This window comes from Streptomyces sp. SID14515 (assembly GCF_010548505.1).
Lineage (GTDB): Bacteria > Actinomycetota > Actinomycetes > Streptomycetales > Streptomycetaceae > Streptomyces > Streptomyces caviscabies.
Genome location: NZ_JAAGMH010000073.1, coordinates 1 through 14,125, shown reverse-complemented (window position 1 = coordinate 14,125; position 14,125 = coordinate 1). Strand labels below are relative to the sequence as shown.

Here is a 14,125-nt window from a genome sequence, read left to right as displayed (position 1 = left end):
GGTAACCCGCACCCCCGCCGGTGCTCAAACCCCCCATCTACGAAGAAAAGCCGTAGAGGGGGCCGGGGGAATTCGCCGCGCTTGTCCCCTTACGAGGAGGTCGCGCGGGCTACGAAATCCTTCGCGCGGAAGACGTTTAACGCCTGTTCCATGGGCTCTTTTCCGGACATGGCACCGCGAAACGACCGTATCGCCCAGAACCTCGAAAGGGCCTGCAGACGCCGGGCCGAAGGTCCCGGAGCCGATCATGGCGCTTTCTACTGACCCGGATAGTAGGCCCGTTTCGGGCTGTGCGCCTTGTCACCGCCGGTGGGACCTAAGTCCTTCCGATTCGGGACCTTCGGCCCGCTACTTCACTACGCTGACGGGAAAGCGGCACCGCACCCCGGGGGACCCCATGACGGCCGAGAACACCCACGCGCTGGACGGCATCGAGCTCGCCGATGCCGTCGCGTCCATCCGCAACCAGCTCATCGACGCGGCGACCCGGGCCACGGACCACCCCGTCTCCTTCGCGGTCGGCGACATCCAGATGGAGTTCACCCTCGAACTGCGCCGGGAGGCCAGGGCGGGCGGCAAGGTGAAGGCCTGGGTGGTCGAGGCGGGCGCGGACGCCGCCCGCACCACGGGCCGCACGCACAAGGTGGCCTTCACCCTGACCCCGCGCAACGCCGCGACGGGCGAGGCGTGGGAGATCGGGACGGAGGACGACGGGTCGACGGCGGGGTTCGGTGACGGGACCTCCCGTACATGAGCCTGCCCGTCGTCCACCCCGCCGACCGTACGGTGGTCGTCTCCGCGATCCAGCAGGGCAGCGGCGTCCTGCTCACCGACCGGCTGGTCCTGACCTGCGCCCATGTGGTCAAGTCCGGGTCCGTCCTGATCGCCCACCCGGCCGTCTCCGACCGCGTACGGGCCACCGTCGCCTGGATCGACTACCGCCTGGACGTGGCCCTGCTGGAGGCCGTCGAGCCGGTGCGGCCGGTCCCGCCCGTACGGCTCGGCGTGGTCGACACCCGCCAGGCCATACCCGACTGCGAGATCACCGGCTTCCCGCGCGTCCAGCGCTACGGCCGCGACCAGCGCCTGGAGGCCGACCAGTACACGGCGACGGTCCTGCCCCTGGCGGGCCGGGTCCGCGACCTGCTGGTCTGCGATCTCGACGGCCCGCCCGCGGCCCGCCCGGACGACGGGCCGGCCGCCCTGTCCGGGCTCTCCGGCGGCCCGGTCTTCATGGGGGACGTGCTGCTGGGCGTCGCCCGGCAGGTCCCGCAGCAGCGCGACGGCCGCCGGGTCGAGTGCGTCCCGCTCGCCCCGGTCCTGGCGGCGAACCCCTTCCGCCTCGTCTGCCGGCGCGCCGGGGTCGACCTGCGCGAGGAACGCGTCCACGGCAGCTTCCCGCGCGACCTGCGGTACGAAGCCGAGTACGCGCAGGCGCTGGGCGCCAAGTACCGCCGTACGAAGATCTTCGGCCTGGACGAGCTGAGCCGGCACGACGCCGAGTGGGACCTGGACACCGCCTACCTCAGCCTGGAGGCCCAGGCCCAGACGCAGGACCGGACCGCGCGAGGAGGCCGGGAGGCCCCGGAACAGGCCCCTCCCCTCCCCCAGCGCATCGACGCCCTCCTCGCCGACCGCCCCCGGGTCCTGCTGCGCGGCGAGGCCGGCGCGGGCAAGACGACGCTGCTGTGGTGGCTGGCCGCGCACGCCTCGGCCCGCACCCTGGGCGACGCGCTGGCCCCGCTGAACGGCCTGATCCCCTTCGTGGTGCCGCTGCGCACCCTGCGAGCTCGTGGCGGCGGGTTCCCGGGCCCGGCGGAGCTGTCCGGCGCGGCGGGGCTGGTGATCGACACGGCGCCGGAGGGCTGGGCGGGCCGGGTCCTGGAGTCGGGCCGGGCGTTGCTGCTGGTGGACGGCCTGGACGAGGTGCCGCAGGAGGAACGCGAACAGGCTCACACCTGGCTCGCCCAGCTGCTGGCCCGCTACCCGAACACTCGGTGCGTCACGACCGTACGACCGCTCGCCGTCGAACCGGACTGGCTGCGCTCGGAAGGCTTCGCGGAGTTACGACTGCTGCCGATGCGGAACGAGGACATCCAGGCGTTCGTGGCCTCCTGGCACCGGGCGGCCCGGCTGTCGGAGGAGGACGACGCCGAGCGGCTGGACGAACTGGAACGCGACCTCTCGCACCAGTTCGACCAGAACCCCACGCTCCGTGACCTGGCCCGTACGCCGCTGCTCTGCGCGGTCATCTGCGCCCTGCACCGCCGCCGCGACGGCTTCCTCCCGGAGACCCGCTGGAAGCTGTACCGCTCGGCCCTGGAGATGCTGCTGGGCCACCGCGACCACCGCCGCCGGATCGGGAACCCCGAGGGCATCGACCTGGACGTCGAGGAATCCACCCAGCTCCTCCAGCGGATCGCGGTCTGGCTGGTCCGCGAGGGCCAGTCCGAGTTCACCCGGGACCAGGCACTGCGCCAACTCGACCGTGCGCTGGCGGGGATGGCACGGGTCAGAGCCCAGGGCCCGCCGGAGAGGATCCTCACCCACCTGCTCAACCGCAGCGGCCTGCTCCAGGAACACACCGAAGCTGCCTATCAGTTCATCCACCGGACCTTCCCGGACTACCTGGCCGCGAAGGAACTCGTCGAGGACGACCACCTGGGCGAACTGCTCCGCCACGCGGACGACGAGCCCTGGCAGGACGTGATCCTGCTGGCTGCGGGCCACTGCGGACGACGTGAACTGGGCCTGCTGGTCGAGGGCTTGCTGGACGCGGGCCTGACCCACTACGAGGGGTCGATCGCCCGGGTCGACCTCCACGTCCTCGCCGCCCTGTGCACGCAGCACGCGGCGTGGCTGGACGCGGGCGTACGAGACCGGGTCCGGCGGAGCACGGCGGCGCTGTTCCCGCCGGCGAGAGGTGTGTCGGCGGCTGTGCTGGCCCGCCTCGGCGAAGCGGCGCTGGAATTCCTGCCGGACCCCACGAGTCTGCCGTCCGGGGCTCCCTCCGTCCGGCCCTCTGTCCAGTTGCTCGGCATGATCGGAGGCCGGACGACCGTTCCGCACGCCCGCGCGTGGGCCTCGGCCCATCCGGATCTGGGCCTCGACTTCATCAGTTTCTGGGACCGGTTTCCCCTCGGGGTGTACGCCGCCGAGGTGCTGGCCCGTTGTCGGCTCGCCGAGGACTTCGTGCCGGTCGGCCGCAAGCATCTGAAGCATCTGCCGCTCCTGACGGACATCGAGCAGCTCTACGCGGTGGGCGACCTGCAGGACACGGAATTCGGGGCGGCCATCGCAGCGCACCGGCTCACCCGGCTCGGGCTCGACACGAACCGGCTGCTCACCGATCTCGGCGTGCTGGCTCCCTCCGCGTCGAGCCTGACGCATCTTCTTCTGTCGGGCTGTACGGCGGTCCGGGATTTCGCGCCGCTCGCGGACCTCACGGCCTTGGAAAGCCTCATCCTGAGCTGGTGCCGACCGGTCAAGCTGAACGAACTGCCGGCGCTTCCGGGGGTCAGCCACCTCCGTCTGCACGGCGACCGCCCGATCACCCTGGAGGGCCTCCCCGCCTGGCAGTCGCTGACCTCTCTCGATGTGTCACCGCTCGGCTGGTTCGCCGAAGCCGCCGCAGAGATCGGGGCGCACCGCGGCATCACGCGCCTGCGACTCGAAGCACCTCCGTCGTCCGCCCAGTGCGCCGTGGCCCCCTCCGTCCCGACCGTCGAGCACCTCATTCTCAACTCCCATGAGAGCGCGACGGGGCTGCTGGTCCTCCAGCAGACCTTTCCGGCGCTCCGGAAACTCACGCTGCTCGTCGACGGTTCCCGGCACTCCCCGTTCGACCTCGCACCGCTGCGCGACTGGCCGGGACTTGAGGTGACGCTGCGGGACGCGAAAGAGGGGCTGCCCCGGACCGGTACGGATACCGGTTCCGGGGCAGCCCCTCAAGCGCGCTCGGGCTGATGCCCTACCTGCGCGTCACGCGTCCTTCGTGAGGTTCGGGCCGGCGCCGCCTGCCGCCTGCTCGATCGGCGGGACGTCGGGCAGAGCCGACTTCTCCTCGCCGCGGAAGGTGAACGTCTTGTCGTCACCCTCGCCCTCGGTGCCCACGACCACGATGTGCCCGGGACGCAGCTCGCCGAAGAGGATCTTCTCGGAGAGGATGTCCTCGATCTGCCGCTGGATCGTCCGGCGCAGCGGCCGGGCGCCCATCACGGGGTCGTAGCCCTTCTTGGCGAGGAGCGACTTGGCCTCGGAGCTGAGCTCGATGCCCATGTCGCGGTCCCTGAGCCGCTCGTCGACCTTGGCGAGCATGAGGTCGACGATCTGGATGATGTCTTCCTCGGTCAGCTGGTGGAAGACCACCGTGTCGTCGACACGGTTGAGGAATTCCGGCCGGAAGTGCTGCTTGAGCTCTTCGTTGACCTTGACCTTCATCCGCTCGTAGTTCGTCTTGACGTCGCCCTGGGCGGCGAAGCCCAGGTTGAAGCCCTTCGAGATGTCCCGGGTCCCGAGGTTGGTCGTCATGATGATGACCGTGTTCTTGAAGTCCACGACCCGACCCTGGGAGTCGGTCAGGCGACCGTCCTCCAGAATCTGGAGCAGGGAATTGAAGATATCGGGGTGGGCCTTCTCGACCTCGTCGAAGAGGACGACGGAGAACGGCTTGCGGCGCACCTTCTCGGTGAGCTGGCCGCCCTCCTCGTACCCCACGTAGCCGGGGGGCGAACCGAAGAGGCGGGAAACCGTGTGCTTCTCGCTGAACTCCGACATGTCGAGGGAGATCAGCGCGTCCTCGTCGCCGAAGAGGAATTCGGCGAGCGTCTTGGAGAGCTCGGTCTTACCGACACCGGACGGGCCGGCGAAGATGAACGAGCCACCCGGGCGCTTCGGGTCCTTCAGACCGGCTCGCGTACGGCGGATCGCCTGCGAAAGGGCCTTGATGGCGTCCTTCTGCCCGATGACGCGCTTGTGGAGCTCGTCCTCCATGCGCAGCAGACGGGAGGACTCCTCCTCCGTCAGCTTGAAGACCGGAATGCCGGTGGCCGTGGCCAGGACTTCGGCGATGAGCTCGCCGTCGACCTCGGCGACGACGTCCATGTCGCCGGCCTTCCATTCCTTCTCCCGCTTGGCCTTCGCCGCCAGCAGCTGCTTCTCCTTGTCGCGGAGCGAAGCTGCCTTCTCGAAGTCCTGGGAGTCGATGGCCGACTCCTTGTCCCGGCGGACACCGGCGATCTTCTCGTCGAACTCGCGGAGGTCCGGCGGCGCGGTCATCCGGCGGATGCGCATCCGGGAGCCGGCCTCGTCGATCAGGTCGATCGCCTTGTCCGGCAGGAAGCGGTCCGAGATGTACCGGTCGGCCAGGGTCGCGGCCTGGACGAGGGCCTCGTCCGTGATGGAGACCCGGTGGTGGGCCTCGTAACGGTCGCGCAGACCCTTGAGGATCTCGATGGTGTGCGGCAGCGACGGCTCCGCGACCTGGATGGGCTGGAAGCGGCGCTCGAGGGCCGCGTCCTTCTCCAGGTGCTTGCGGTACTCGTCGAGCGTGGTGGCGCCGATGGTCTGGAGCTCACCGCGCGCCAGCATGGGCTTCAGGATCGAAGCCGCGTCGATGGCGCCTTCCGCGGCACCCGCACCGACCAGCGTGTGGAGCTCGTCGATGAACAGGATGATGTCGCCGCGGGTGCGGATCTCCTTGAGGACCTTCTTCAGGCGCTCCTCGAAGTCACCCCGGTACCGCGAACCGGCGACGAGCGCGCCGAGGTCCAGGGTGTAGAGGTGCTTGTCCTTGAGGGTCTCGGGCACCTCGCCCTTGACGATCGCCTGGGCCAGGCCCTCGACGACCGCCGTCTTGCCGACGCCGGGCTCGCCGATGAGGACCGGGTTGTTCTTGGTCCGGCGGGACAGCACCTGCATGACCCGCTCGATCTCCTTCTCGCGCCCGATGACCGGGTCGAGCTTGGATTCACGAGCGGCCTGGGTGAGATTCCGGCCGAACTGGTCGAGCACCAGGGACGTGGAGGGCGTGCCCTCGGCGGGACCGCCCGCGGTCGCCGCCTCCTTGCCGCCCGAGTACCCGGAAAGCAGCTGGATGACCTGCTGCCGGACCCGGTTCAGGTCGGCGCCCAGCTTCACGAGGACCTGGGCTGCGACGCCCTCGCCCTCGCGGATCAGGCCGAGCAGGATGTGCTCGGTGCCGATGTAGTTGTGGCCCAGCTGAAGAGCCTCGCGGAGCGACAGCTCCAGGACCTTCTTGGCTCGCGGGGTGAAGGGGATGTGCCCGGAAGGAGCCTGCTGCCCCTGCCCGATGATCTCCTCCACCTGCTGGCGGACCGCCTCGAGCGAAATCCCGAGGCTCTCCAGGGCCTTAGCGGCGACACCCTCACCCTCGTGGATCAGGCCCAGGAGGATGTGCTCGGTGCCGATGTAGTTGTGGTTGAGCATCCGGGCTTCTTCCTGAGCCAGGACGACAACCCGCCGCGCGCGGTCGGTGAACCTCTCGAACATCGTTAATCGCTCCTCAGAGCGGTCGGTCAGTGAGGGGTCGGTCCCCTCCCAGTCCTTCCGCATGCTAGTCCCGCAGGACGGGACAGCTCATTCCAACTGCCGACATCCGTCCGGATCACCCCGCGCCGGGCGGGGATTCTTACTGCCGAACAGCTGACAACTGCTCCAACCCGATGGTGCGAGACGATGTTCCCGCAGGCCAGGCAGATACCCCTTTCGCCAGTACGCCGATGGCGAACGTGAGACGCCTCGGCCAGCGTGTCGCCCCTTCCCACTAGGAAAGTCTTACCCGCAATCACTGACAGTCCATGCGGCGCGCCCCGGTTCCCTCCGCTACGGGCGAACATCCTTGCGCTGCTGAATGCTCTCGCGCGCCCCCGCGGGCGGCACACCGTGTGATGCGGTGCGAACCGTGCGTAACTCCGGAGGCGGTTCGGCGGTTCATCGGGCATGACCCCCACCGTCCCGCAGCCCCGATCGTCACCCGATGCCGCTCCGGGTTCCGCCGACGCCGCTCTCGCCCGGCGGTACGCGAGGGAGCTGGGCTGGGCGACCGAGGGGCGCGCTCCGCTGCGGCTGCTCACCGGGGTGCGCTTCGATGTGCTGGAGCTGCCCGCCGAGGCCGGTCACGCCGTGCTGCGGCGCGGGGTGCGCACCGGTCCCGTGCTGTTGTCCGGTGCGCGGATGGGGCTGCTGGTCGCCGCGGGCGGCGCCGATGAGCTGCCGGGGCTGCTCGACTGGCTGGAGTGGGGTCCGGTCCCGCTGGACCTGACCGCCGTGGGTGCGGGGGGCCGCGTCGCGGCCCCGCCTCTCCCTGGTGCCCCGGGGGACTCGCCGGGGGCCGCTCTCTGGCTGCGGCCCCCAGAGCCGAGGCATGCGCCCGAGCCGGCGCTGCCGGCCCTCCCGGGCTTCGGGAGCAGCGGTGGGGATGCCCCCGATCTCGTACGCCTGGTGGACGCCGCGGCTACCGAATGCCATCGGGTCCGGTTGTCACGCGCCCGTTCCGGGTTGCTGACAAGGGGTGGAGCAGATCAGCCGTTGGCCTTCTCGTAAGCCTCGCGGATCTCGGCGGGAACGCGGCCGCGGTCATTCACATTGTGGCCGTTCTCCCGCGCCCACCGGCGGATTTCCGCGGTGTCCTTGTTACCGCCGGACACGGCGCGGCCCTTGCCACGGCCCGTGGCGGCACGGCCACCGGTGCGACGTCCACCCTTGGTGTAGGGCTCGAGAAGGCCGCGAAGCTTGTCCGCGTTGGCCGTGGTGAGGTCGATCTCGTACGTCTTGCCGTCAAGAGCGAACGTGACGGTCTCATCGGCCTCGACGCCGTCGAGGTCATCGACAAGAAGGACCTGAACCTTCTGTGCCACGGGATATCCTTTCATCGAAAATGGAGTACGCGGAAAGGAAACCGCTTTTCCCTCGAAAACACAAACCCCCGGGAGAGGTTCAGCAGCCCGGGAAGACGGGAAACGTGCGCGATTCGGACATAGGGTTGCAGGTCCTTCTGCAGATCACAGGTGCAGAAGCATCCGACTGTTGCCCAAGGTGTTCGGCTTCACTCGTTCGAGACCGAGGAACTCCGCGACACCCTCGTCGTAGGAACGCAGCAGCTCACTGTAGACATCGGTGTCGACGGGCGTCTCTCCGATCTCGACGAAGCCGTGCTTCGCGAAGAAGTCCACTTCGAAGGTGAGACAGAAAACCCTGCGGACACCGAGCCATCGAGCGGTCTGCAAGAGCTTGTCCAGTACGTGATGCCCGACTCCCGCGCCCTTGATGCGGGGGTCGACGGCGAGGGTCCGCACTTCTGCCAGGTCTTCCCACATGACATGAAGTGCTCCGCAGCCGATGACCGTCGCGTCCTCGTCGCGTTCCGCGACCCAGAACTCCTGGATGTCCTCGTAAAGGGTGACGGTCGCTTTGTCGAGCAGGATGCCTCCGGACACGTACCCGTCGAGGAGTCGTCGCACCGACGTGACATCACTCGTCCTGGCCCGCCGGACGGTGATGGCGGGCTTATTTACCGACGGGTCGGTATGGAGTTCGGTTTCCGGATCGCTTTGCGGCTGCTCTGAGGACATGCCCCGACGCTATCGCCCGCTCTCCGGCCTCGTGTCATCGGCCGGGACGTCATCTCCGGCGGCGTCGGCGGTCGGTTCCGCGGGGTTGCCCGGGGCACTTTCGGTGAGGTTGGGGGAAACCATCCGAACGGCATCCTGGAGCGCTTCGCGCTGCTCGGCGGACATCATGCCGAAGAACGCGACAAGGGCGGCGGCGGGGTTGTCACTGCGTGACCAGGCTTCGTTCATCAGTGCGGCCGAGTAGGCGGCCCTGGTGGAGACGGCCGTATATCGATAGGCCCGGCCGTCGACTTCCCTGCGTACCCAGCCCTTCTGATGGAGATTGTCCATTACCGTCATCACGGTCGTGTAGGCGATGGACCGTTCCTGCTGAAGGTCCTCAAGGACTTCCCGCACCGTGACCGGTCGGTTCCATTGCCAGACGCGCGTCATCACGGCGTCTTCGAGGTCTCCCAATTGACGGGGCACGAGATCACTTTAGTGCTAGATGTCCCGAATGTTCTGGTATTTACACAGCAAAAGAGCGCACGGCTCGGACGAGTCGTGCGCTCCGGGTGCGTACGCGGGGAAGGCGCGGGGCGGGCGAACCGCTTCCGCGATCAGACATTCTCCGGACGAGCGGTCTGGTTTACGGATTCCGCGCGGGCGAGCGTCGCGTCCACCGCGGCGTCCTCCTTGGCCTTGTTCGGGCCACCCTGACTCTTGACGATGATCACGATCAGGGCGATGAAGAAGACGGCCATCACCACGGGCGGCACGAGCGCGGATACATAGTCCATGCCGTCCAGAGTAGCGAGCCCCGCCCGGCCCGACGCGGCGACCTCCCGGTGGAGGCCGCCGCGTCGGAGGCCGACGAGGGGATCAGCCGGCCGCCCGCTCCTCGGACGGGGGCGGTGCGGGCCGGCGGCGGGGCGGGAAGACCTCGGAGGGCTTGGGCATCGGGCGGTCGCCGGGCTTCTGCGGGCGGTCCGGGGCGGCCGGAGTCCTGGGCCGGTCCGGCTCCCGGTCGGCGGCGCGGCCGCCGGGCAGGGCGAGCAGCCTGCTGCGGGGGCCGGGGGCCGCGAGCGCGGCGGAACGGCCGGCGAGCCGGGCTCGTACGGAACGCTCGGCGAGCACCTGGCAGCGCTCCAGGAGTGCCGCCGCGAGCGGCCTCCCGCGCAGGGCCCGCAGCGCGGCCAGATCGTCCGGGCGGGGGTCGTAACCGGCCGCCAGGGCGTCCTGGAGCAGTTCCAGGTAGCCGACGACGGAGCCGGGGAGGGCGTTGCGGTAGCGGGCGAGGTCGGCGAGGAGGAACGCTCGCAGCCGACCCGCCTCGCCGACCGCCTCGTCCACGGAGCCGGCGAGCCGCAGGCAGTCCTGGACGTCCTCGTCGGACAGGGGCATGGGGTGGAGGGCGATGGCGAGGGCACGTCGGAGCACCCGCAGCTCGTCCGCGCTGAACGCCATGCCGCCTCGTGAACCGTAGGGCGTGGGCATAACGCGACAATACGTGCTAAATGGACAAAATCCGTTTAACTGGTCGTCGGTGGCGCGGCGCACCCGAACGATCCACCGGCCCCCGCCGCCGGCCGTTCCCGCAGGTACGCCGGGCCCCGCGCGGCGGCCCCTACGAGCGGGACACGTTCCGCTCGTAGACCAGGCGCAGCCCGATGAGCGTCAGCCACGGCTCGTGCTCGTCGATGGCCGAGGACTCCCCCAACACCATCGGAGCAAGGCCGCCCGTCGCGATGACCGTGACGTCGTCCGGGTCGGCGGCCAGTTCCTTCTTCATCCGGGCCACCACCCCGTCGACCTGGCCGGCGAAGCCGTAGACGATGCCGGACTGCATGGCCTCGACGGTGTTCTTGCCGATCACGCTGCGCGGCCGGGCCAGCTCGATCTTGCGGAGCTGGGCGCCCTTGACGCCGAGCGCCTCGACCGAGATCTCGATGCCGGGGGCGATCACCCCGCCCGCGTACTCGCCGCGCGGGGAGACCGCGTCGAAGGTGGTGGCGGTGCCGAAGTCGACGACGATCGCCGGGCCCCCGTACAGCTCGACGGCGGCGACCGCGTTGATGATGCGGTCCGCGCCGACCTCCTTGGGGTTGTCCATCAGGATCGGCACGCCCGTCTTGACGCCCGGCTCCACCAGGACGGCGGGGACGTCGCCGTAGTAGCGCCGGGTCACCTCGCGCAGCTCGTGCAGGACCGAGGGGACGGTGGCGCAGATCGCGATGCCCTCGATGCCGTCGCCCAGCTCCATGCCGAGCAGCGGGTGCATGCCCATCAGGCCCTGGAGCAGGACGGCCAGCTCGTCGGCGGTGCGGCGGGCGTCGGTGGAGATCCGCCAGTGCTCGACGATCTCCTCGCCGTCGAAGAGGCCGAGGACCGTGTGCGTGTTGCCGACGTCGATGGTGAGCAGCATCAGGCGTCGGCCCCGTCCTCGGCGGAGGAGGCGTCGCGGAAGTCCAGGCCGATGTCGAGGATCGGCGAGGAGTGGGTGAGCGCCCCGACCGCGAGATAGTCGACGCCCGCCTCCGCGTAGGCGCGGGCCGAGTCGAGGGTGAGGCGGCCGGAGGACTCCAGGATCGCCCGGCCGTCGACCAGGGCGACGGCCTCGGCGGTCTCGGCCGGGGTGAAGTTGTCCAGCAGTATCAGGTCGACGCCCGCGTCCAGCACCTCGCGGACCTGGTCCATCGTGTCGACCTCGACCTCGATGGGCAGCTCCGGGAACTCGGCGCGGACCCGCTTGAACGCCTCGGCGACGCCGCCCGCGGCGATCACGTGGTTGTCCTTGACCAGGGCCGCGTCCGAGAGCGACATCCGGTGGTTGACGCCGCCGCCGCAGCGCACCGCGTACTTCTCCAGGGCGCGCAGGCCCGCCGTCGTCTTGCGGGTGTCGCGGACCTCGGCCTTGGAGCCCTCCAGCACGTCCGCCCAGGCGCGGGTGGCGGTCGCGATGCCCGAGAGGCGACAGAGCAGGTTCAGCGCGCTGCGCTCGCCGGTGAGCAGGTCGCGGGTGCGGGTGGTGACGGTCAGCAGCTTCTGGCCGGGGACGATCCGGTCACCGTCCTCGACGTGCCGCTCGACCTCGAACTCCTCGGTGCAGACGATCGACAGGACCGCCTCGGCGACCCGGAGCCCGGCGACCACGCCCGCCTCGCGGGCGGTGAAGTCACCGGTGATCACGGCGTCCTCGGGAACGGTCGCCACGGTCGTGACGTCCACCCCGCCGTCGAGGTCCTCCTCGATCGCCACATGGGCGACGTCCTCGACCTGGACGGGGTCCAGTCCCGCCTGGGCCAGCAGCAGGGCGAGCGCCGGGTCCAGGCCGCACTCCAGGGCTTCGGGGTCGAAGCCCTGGTCGCCGCAGCCGCAGCCGTCGCCGCAGCCGCCCCCCGTCGGTGCGGAGGAGGCGGGCGCGCCGACGCTGATCAGCGGTACGTCCACGGGTGTGGGGCGCGGATTCTCTTCGGGCGTGCTCACGGTGACGGCTCCTCGGGGGCGTGGCGGGTGGTGCGGGTGCGGCGGGTGCTTCGGGTGGTGCCGGTGCTGCCCCGCGGGGTGCGGCGGAGCGGCTGCTTCCAGCAGTCTGCTCAATCCGACGGGCGTACGGGCGGGAATGCGGCGGTCTCCGTGCGGTGGACGACCGGGGTGCGGTCCGGCGCGATACGGACGACCAGGTGGCGGCGGCCGTGGGCGTCGTCGCGGTCGGGCCGGTCCTCGCGCCAGTGGCAGCCGCGGGTCTCCTCGCGTTCCCGGGCGGCGGCGACCAGGACCCGGGAGACCAGGAGCAGATTGGTGACCTCCCAGGCGTCGACCCCGGGCACGACGGCCTTGGCCCCGTCCGCGTCGGCGGCGGCCTCGCGGTGCAGGGCCTCCAGCTCCTCGGCGGCGGCGGTCAGGCTGTCGGCGGAGCGCAGGACTCCGGCGCCCCGGGTCATGGTGCGCTGGATCGCCGTACGGGCCTCGGGGGCCAGCAGCGGGACGGGCGCGTCGGCACCGGGGGCGTCGGCCGGTTCGGTGCGGGGCGGGCGGGCCTCGGCGATGTCGGCGGCGATGCGCTCGGCGAAGACCAGGCCCTCAAGGAGGGAGTTGGACGCGAGGCGATTGGCCCCGTGCACCCCGGTGCAGGCGACCTCGCCGCAGGCGTACAGGCCGGGGACGGTGGTGCGGCCGCGCAGATCGGTGCGGACGCCGCCGGAGGCGTAGTGCGCGGCCGGGGCGACCGGGATCGGCTCGGTGACCGGGTCGATGCCATGGGCCCGGCAGGCGGCCAGGATGGTGGGGAAGCGCTGCTCCCACATCCGCGCCCCGAAGTGCCGGGCGTCCAGATACATGTGCTCGGCGCCCTTTTCGTGCATCCGGCGGGTGATGCCCTTGGCGACGATGTCGCGCGGCGCCAGCTCGGCCAGTTCGTGCTGTCCGAGCATGAAGCGGACGCCGTCGGCGTCGACGAGATGCGCGCCCTCGCCCCGTACGGCCTCGGAGACCAGCGGCTGCTGGCCCTCGGAGTCCGCGCCGAGGAACAGGACGGTCGGGTGGAACTGGACGAACTCCAGGTCGGAGACCTCCGCCCCGGCCCGCAGCGCCAGCGCCACGCCGTCGCCGGTGGAGACGGAGGGGTTGGTGGTGGCGGAGAAGACCTGGCCCATGCCGCCGGTGGCGAGGACGACCGAGGGGGCCCGGACCGCGCCGACGCCGTCGTGCTGGCCCTCGCCCATGACATGCAGCGAGACGCCCGCCGTACGGCCTTCGGCGTCCGTGAGCAGGTCCAGGACCAGGGCGTTCTCGATGGTGTGCAGGGCGGCCTCGCGAACCGCCCCGACCAGGGCGCGGGAGATCTCCGCGCCGGTCGCGTCGCCGCCCGCGTGGGCGATGCGGCGGCGGTGGTGGCCGCCCTCACGGGTCAGCGCGATGTCGCCGCTGTCGGTGGTGTCGAAGTGCGCGCCGGTGTTGATCAGCCGGCGTACGGCGTCGGGGCCCTCGGTGACCAGGGTGCGCACGGCCTCCTCGTCGCAGAGGCCCGCGCCCGCGACGAGGGTGTCGTCGAGATGCTGCTCGGGGGTGTCGCCCTCGCCGAGGGCCGCGGCGATGCCGCCCTGCGCCCAGCGGGTCGAGCCGTCGTCGAGGCGGGCCTTGGTGACGACGACGGTGTCCAGACCGGCGGCGGCGCAGCGCAGCGCCGTGGTGAGTCCGGCGACGCCGGAGCCGACCACCACGACGTCCGCGTCGATGGCCCAGCCGGGGGCGGGGGCGGTCAGCCGTATTCCGGTCACGTGAGTGCTCCGAAGGTGAGGGGGATGTTGTCGATGAGGCGGGTGTCCCCGACCCGGGCCGCGACGACGAGGATCGCCTCCCCGCTCTCGCGGCCGTCCGGGATCTCGGTGAAGTCCGCCGGGTCCACCAGGGCCAGATAGTCCAGGGCCAGCGGCAGCCTGCCCCGGGCGGCGGCCTCCTCCAGCACGGTCCGGGCGGCGGCGCGGACGGCGGCGGGCGCCCCGTTGGGCCGGGCCAGCGCCACGGCCTGGGCGTCGGCGGCGGCCCGGGCCTCG

General features: G+C 70.7%; 13 protein-coding genes. 3 read left to right on the top strand and 10 right to left on the bottom strand.

Features of this window, described 5'->3' with window-relative positions; all coding sequences use genetic code 11:
• The first annotated feature begins 397 nt into the window (after window positions 1-397).
• Together G3I54_RS14695 and G3I54_RS14690 are read left to right on the top strand one after the other, a co-directional pair.
• Window positions 398-754, top strand: a complete 357-nt coding sequence (locus tag G3I54_RS14695) for a trypco2 family protein (protein ID WP_164614832.1) — start codon at window positions 398-400, stop codon at window positions 752-754.
• Window positions 751-3,966: a serine protease gene (locus G3I54_RS14690; protein ID WP_164614830.1), complete on the top strand. Its 3,216-nt coding sequence runs from the start codon at window positions 751-753 to the stop codon at window positions 3,964-3,966. Before G3I54_RS14695 ends, G3I54_RS14690 begins: the two co-directional genes overlap by 4 nt.
• Window positions 3,967-3,981: 15 nt before the next feature.
• Here the strand turns inward: G3I54_RS14690 and G3I54_RS14685 are convergent, their stop codons facing one another.
• Window positions 3,982-6,510 carry an ATP-dependent Clp protease ATP-binding subunit gene (locus tag G3I54_RS14685; protein WP_164614827.1) on the bottom strand — a complete coding sequence of 843 codons (2,529 nt, stop codon included), beginning with the start codon at window positions 6,508-6,510 and terminating at the stop codon, window positions 3,982-3,984.
• Window positions 6,511-6,960: 450 nt separating this feature from the next.
• On the opposite strand from G3I54_RS14685, the gene G3I54_RS14680 reads away from it, so the two are divergent.
• On the top strand, window positions 6,961-7,563 hold the full coding sequence (locus G3I54_RS14680) for an SCO3374 family protein (RefSeq protein WP_164614825.1): 603 nt from the start codon (window positions 6,961-6,963) through the stop codon (window positions 7,561-7,563).
• Here the strand turns inward: G3I54_RS14680 and G3I54_RS14675 are convergent.
• The 9 genes from G3I54_RS14675 to G3I54_RS14635 form a co-directional block, all read right to left on the bottom strand.
• Window positions 7,542-7,877: an Lsr2 family protein gene (locus G3I54_RS14675; RefSeq protein WP_018489329.1), complete on the bottom strand. Its 336-nt coding sequence runs from the start codon at window positions 7,875-7,877 to the stop codon at window positions 7,542-7,544. The genes G3I54_RS14680 and G3I54_RS14675 overlap by 22 nt on opposite strands.
• Before the next feature lie 144 nt (window positions 7,878-8,021).
• Window positions 8,022-8,591: an amino-acid N-acetyltransferase gene (locus G3I54_RS14670; RefSeq protein WP_164614823.1), complete on the bottom strand. Its 570-nt coding sequence runs from the start codon at window positions 8,589-8,591 to the stop codon at window positions 8,022-8,024.
• Window positions 8,592-8,600: 9 nt separating this feature from the next.
• Window positions 8,601-9,059, bottom strand: a complete 459-nt coding sequence (locus tag G3I54_RS14665; protein ID WP_164614820.1) for a BlaI/MecI/CopY family transcriptional regulator — start codon at window positions 9,057-9,059, stop codon at window positions 8,601-8,603.
• Between the two features lie 131 nt (window positions 9,060-9,190).
• Window positions 9,191-9,370 (bottom strand): hypothetical protein, encoded by a 180-nt coding sequence (locus G3I54_RS14660; RefSeq protein WP_164614818.1) that lies wholly within the window; start codon window positions 9,368-9,370, stop codon window positions 9,191-9,193.
• Window positions 9,371-9,452: 82 nt separating this feature from the next.
• Window positions 9,453-10,037: a hypothetical protein gene (locus G3I54_RS14655; RefSeq protein ID WP_164614878.1), complete on the bottom strand. Its 585-nt coding sequence runs from the start codon at window positions 10,035-10,037 to the stop codon at window positions 9,453-9,455.
• Window positions 10,038-10,197: 160 nt separating this feature from the next.
• A complete protein-coding gene (locus tag G3I54_RS14650) occupies window positions 10,198-10,995 on the bottom strand; it encodes a type III pantothenate kinase (protein ID WP_050356751.1) in 798 nt (265 codons plus the stop codon).
• A complete protein-coding gene (gene nadC / locus G3I54_RS14645; protein WP_164614815.1) occupies window positions 10,995-12,056 on the bottom strand; it encodes a carboxylating nicotinate-nucleotide diphosphorylase in 1,062 nt (353 codons plus the stop codon). The genes G3I54_RS14650 and nadC overlap by 1 nt, the downstream gene beginning before the upstream one ends.
• Before the next feature lie 110 nt (window positions 12,057-12,166).
• Window positions 12,167-13,849 (bottom strand): L-aspartate oxidase, encoded by a 1,683-nt coding sequence (locus G3I54_RS14640; RefSeq protein WP_164614813.1) that lies wholly within the window; start codon window positions 13,847-13,849, stop codon window positions 12,167-12,169.
• On the bottom strand, window positions 13,846-14,125 hold a 280-nt coding region (locus tag G3I54_RS14635), incomplete at its 5' end, for a pantoate--beta-alanine ligase (protein ID WP_164614811.1). The genes G3I54_RS14635 and G3I54_RS14640, both read right to left, overlap by 4 nt.

Excerpts from the sequence above, each read along its gene's own strand:
- G3I54_RS14670 (WP_164614823.1), bottom strand. The coding sequence starts at position 8,591 with ATGTCCTCAGAGCAGCCGCAAAGCGATCCGGAAACCGAACTCCATACC.
- G3I54_RS14680 (WP_164614825.1), top strand. The coding sequence starts at position 6,961 with ATGACCCCCACCGTCCCGCAGCCCCGATCGTCACCCGATGCCGCTCCG.
- G3I54_RS14660 (WP_164614818.1), bottom strand. The coding sequence starts at position 9,370 with ATGGACTATGTATCCGCGCTCGTGCCGCCCGTGGTGATGGCCGTCTTC.
- G3I54_RS14655 (WP_164614878.1), bottom strand. The coding sequence starts at position 10,037 with ATGGCGTTCAGCGCGGACGAGCTGCGGGTGCTCCGACGTGCCCTCGCC.
- G3I54_RS14650 (WP_050356751.1), bottom strand. The coding sequence starts at position 10,995 with ATGCTGCTCACCATCGACGTCGGCAACACGCACACGGTCCTCGGCCTC.
- G3I54_RS14695 (WP_164614832.1), top strand. The coding sequence starts at position 398 with ATGACGGCCGAGAACACCCACGCGCTGGACGGCATCGAGCTCGCCGAT.
- G3I54_RS14685 (WP_164614827.1), bottom strand. The coding sequence starts at position 6,510 with ATGTTCGAGAGGTTCACCGACCGCGCGCGGCGGGTTGTCGTCCTGGCT.
- G3I54_RS14690 (WP_164614830.1), top strand. The coding sequence starts at position 751 with ATGAGCCTGCCCGTCGTCCACCCCGCCGACCGTACGGTGGTCGTCTCC.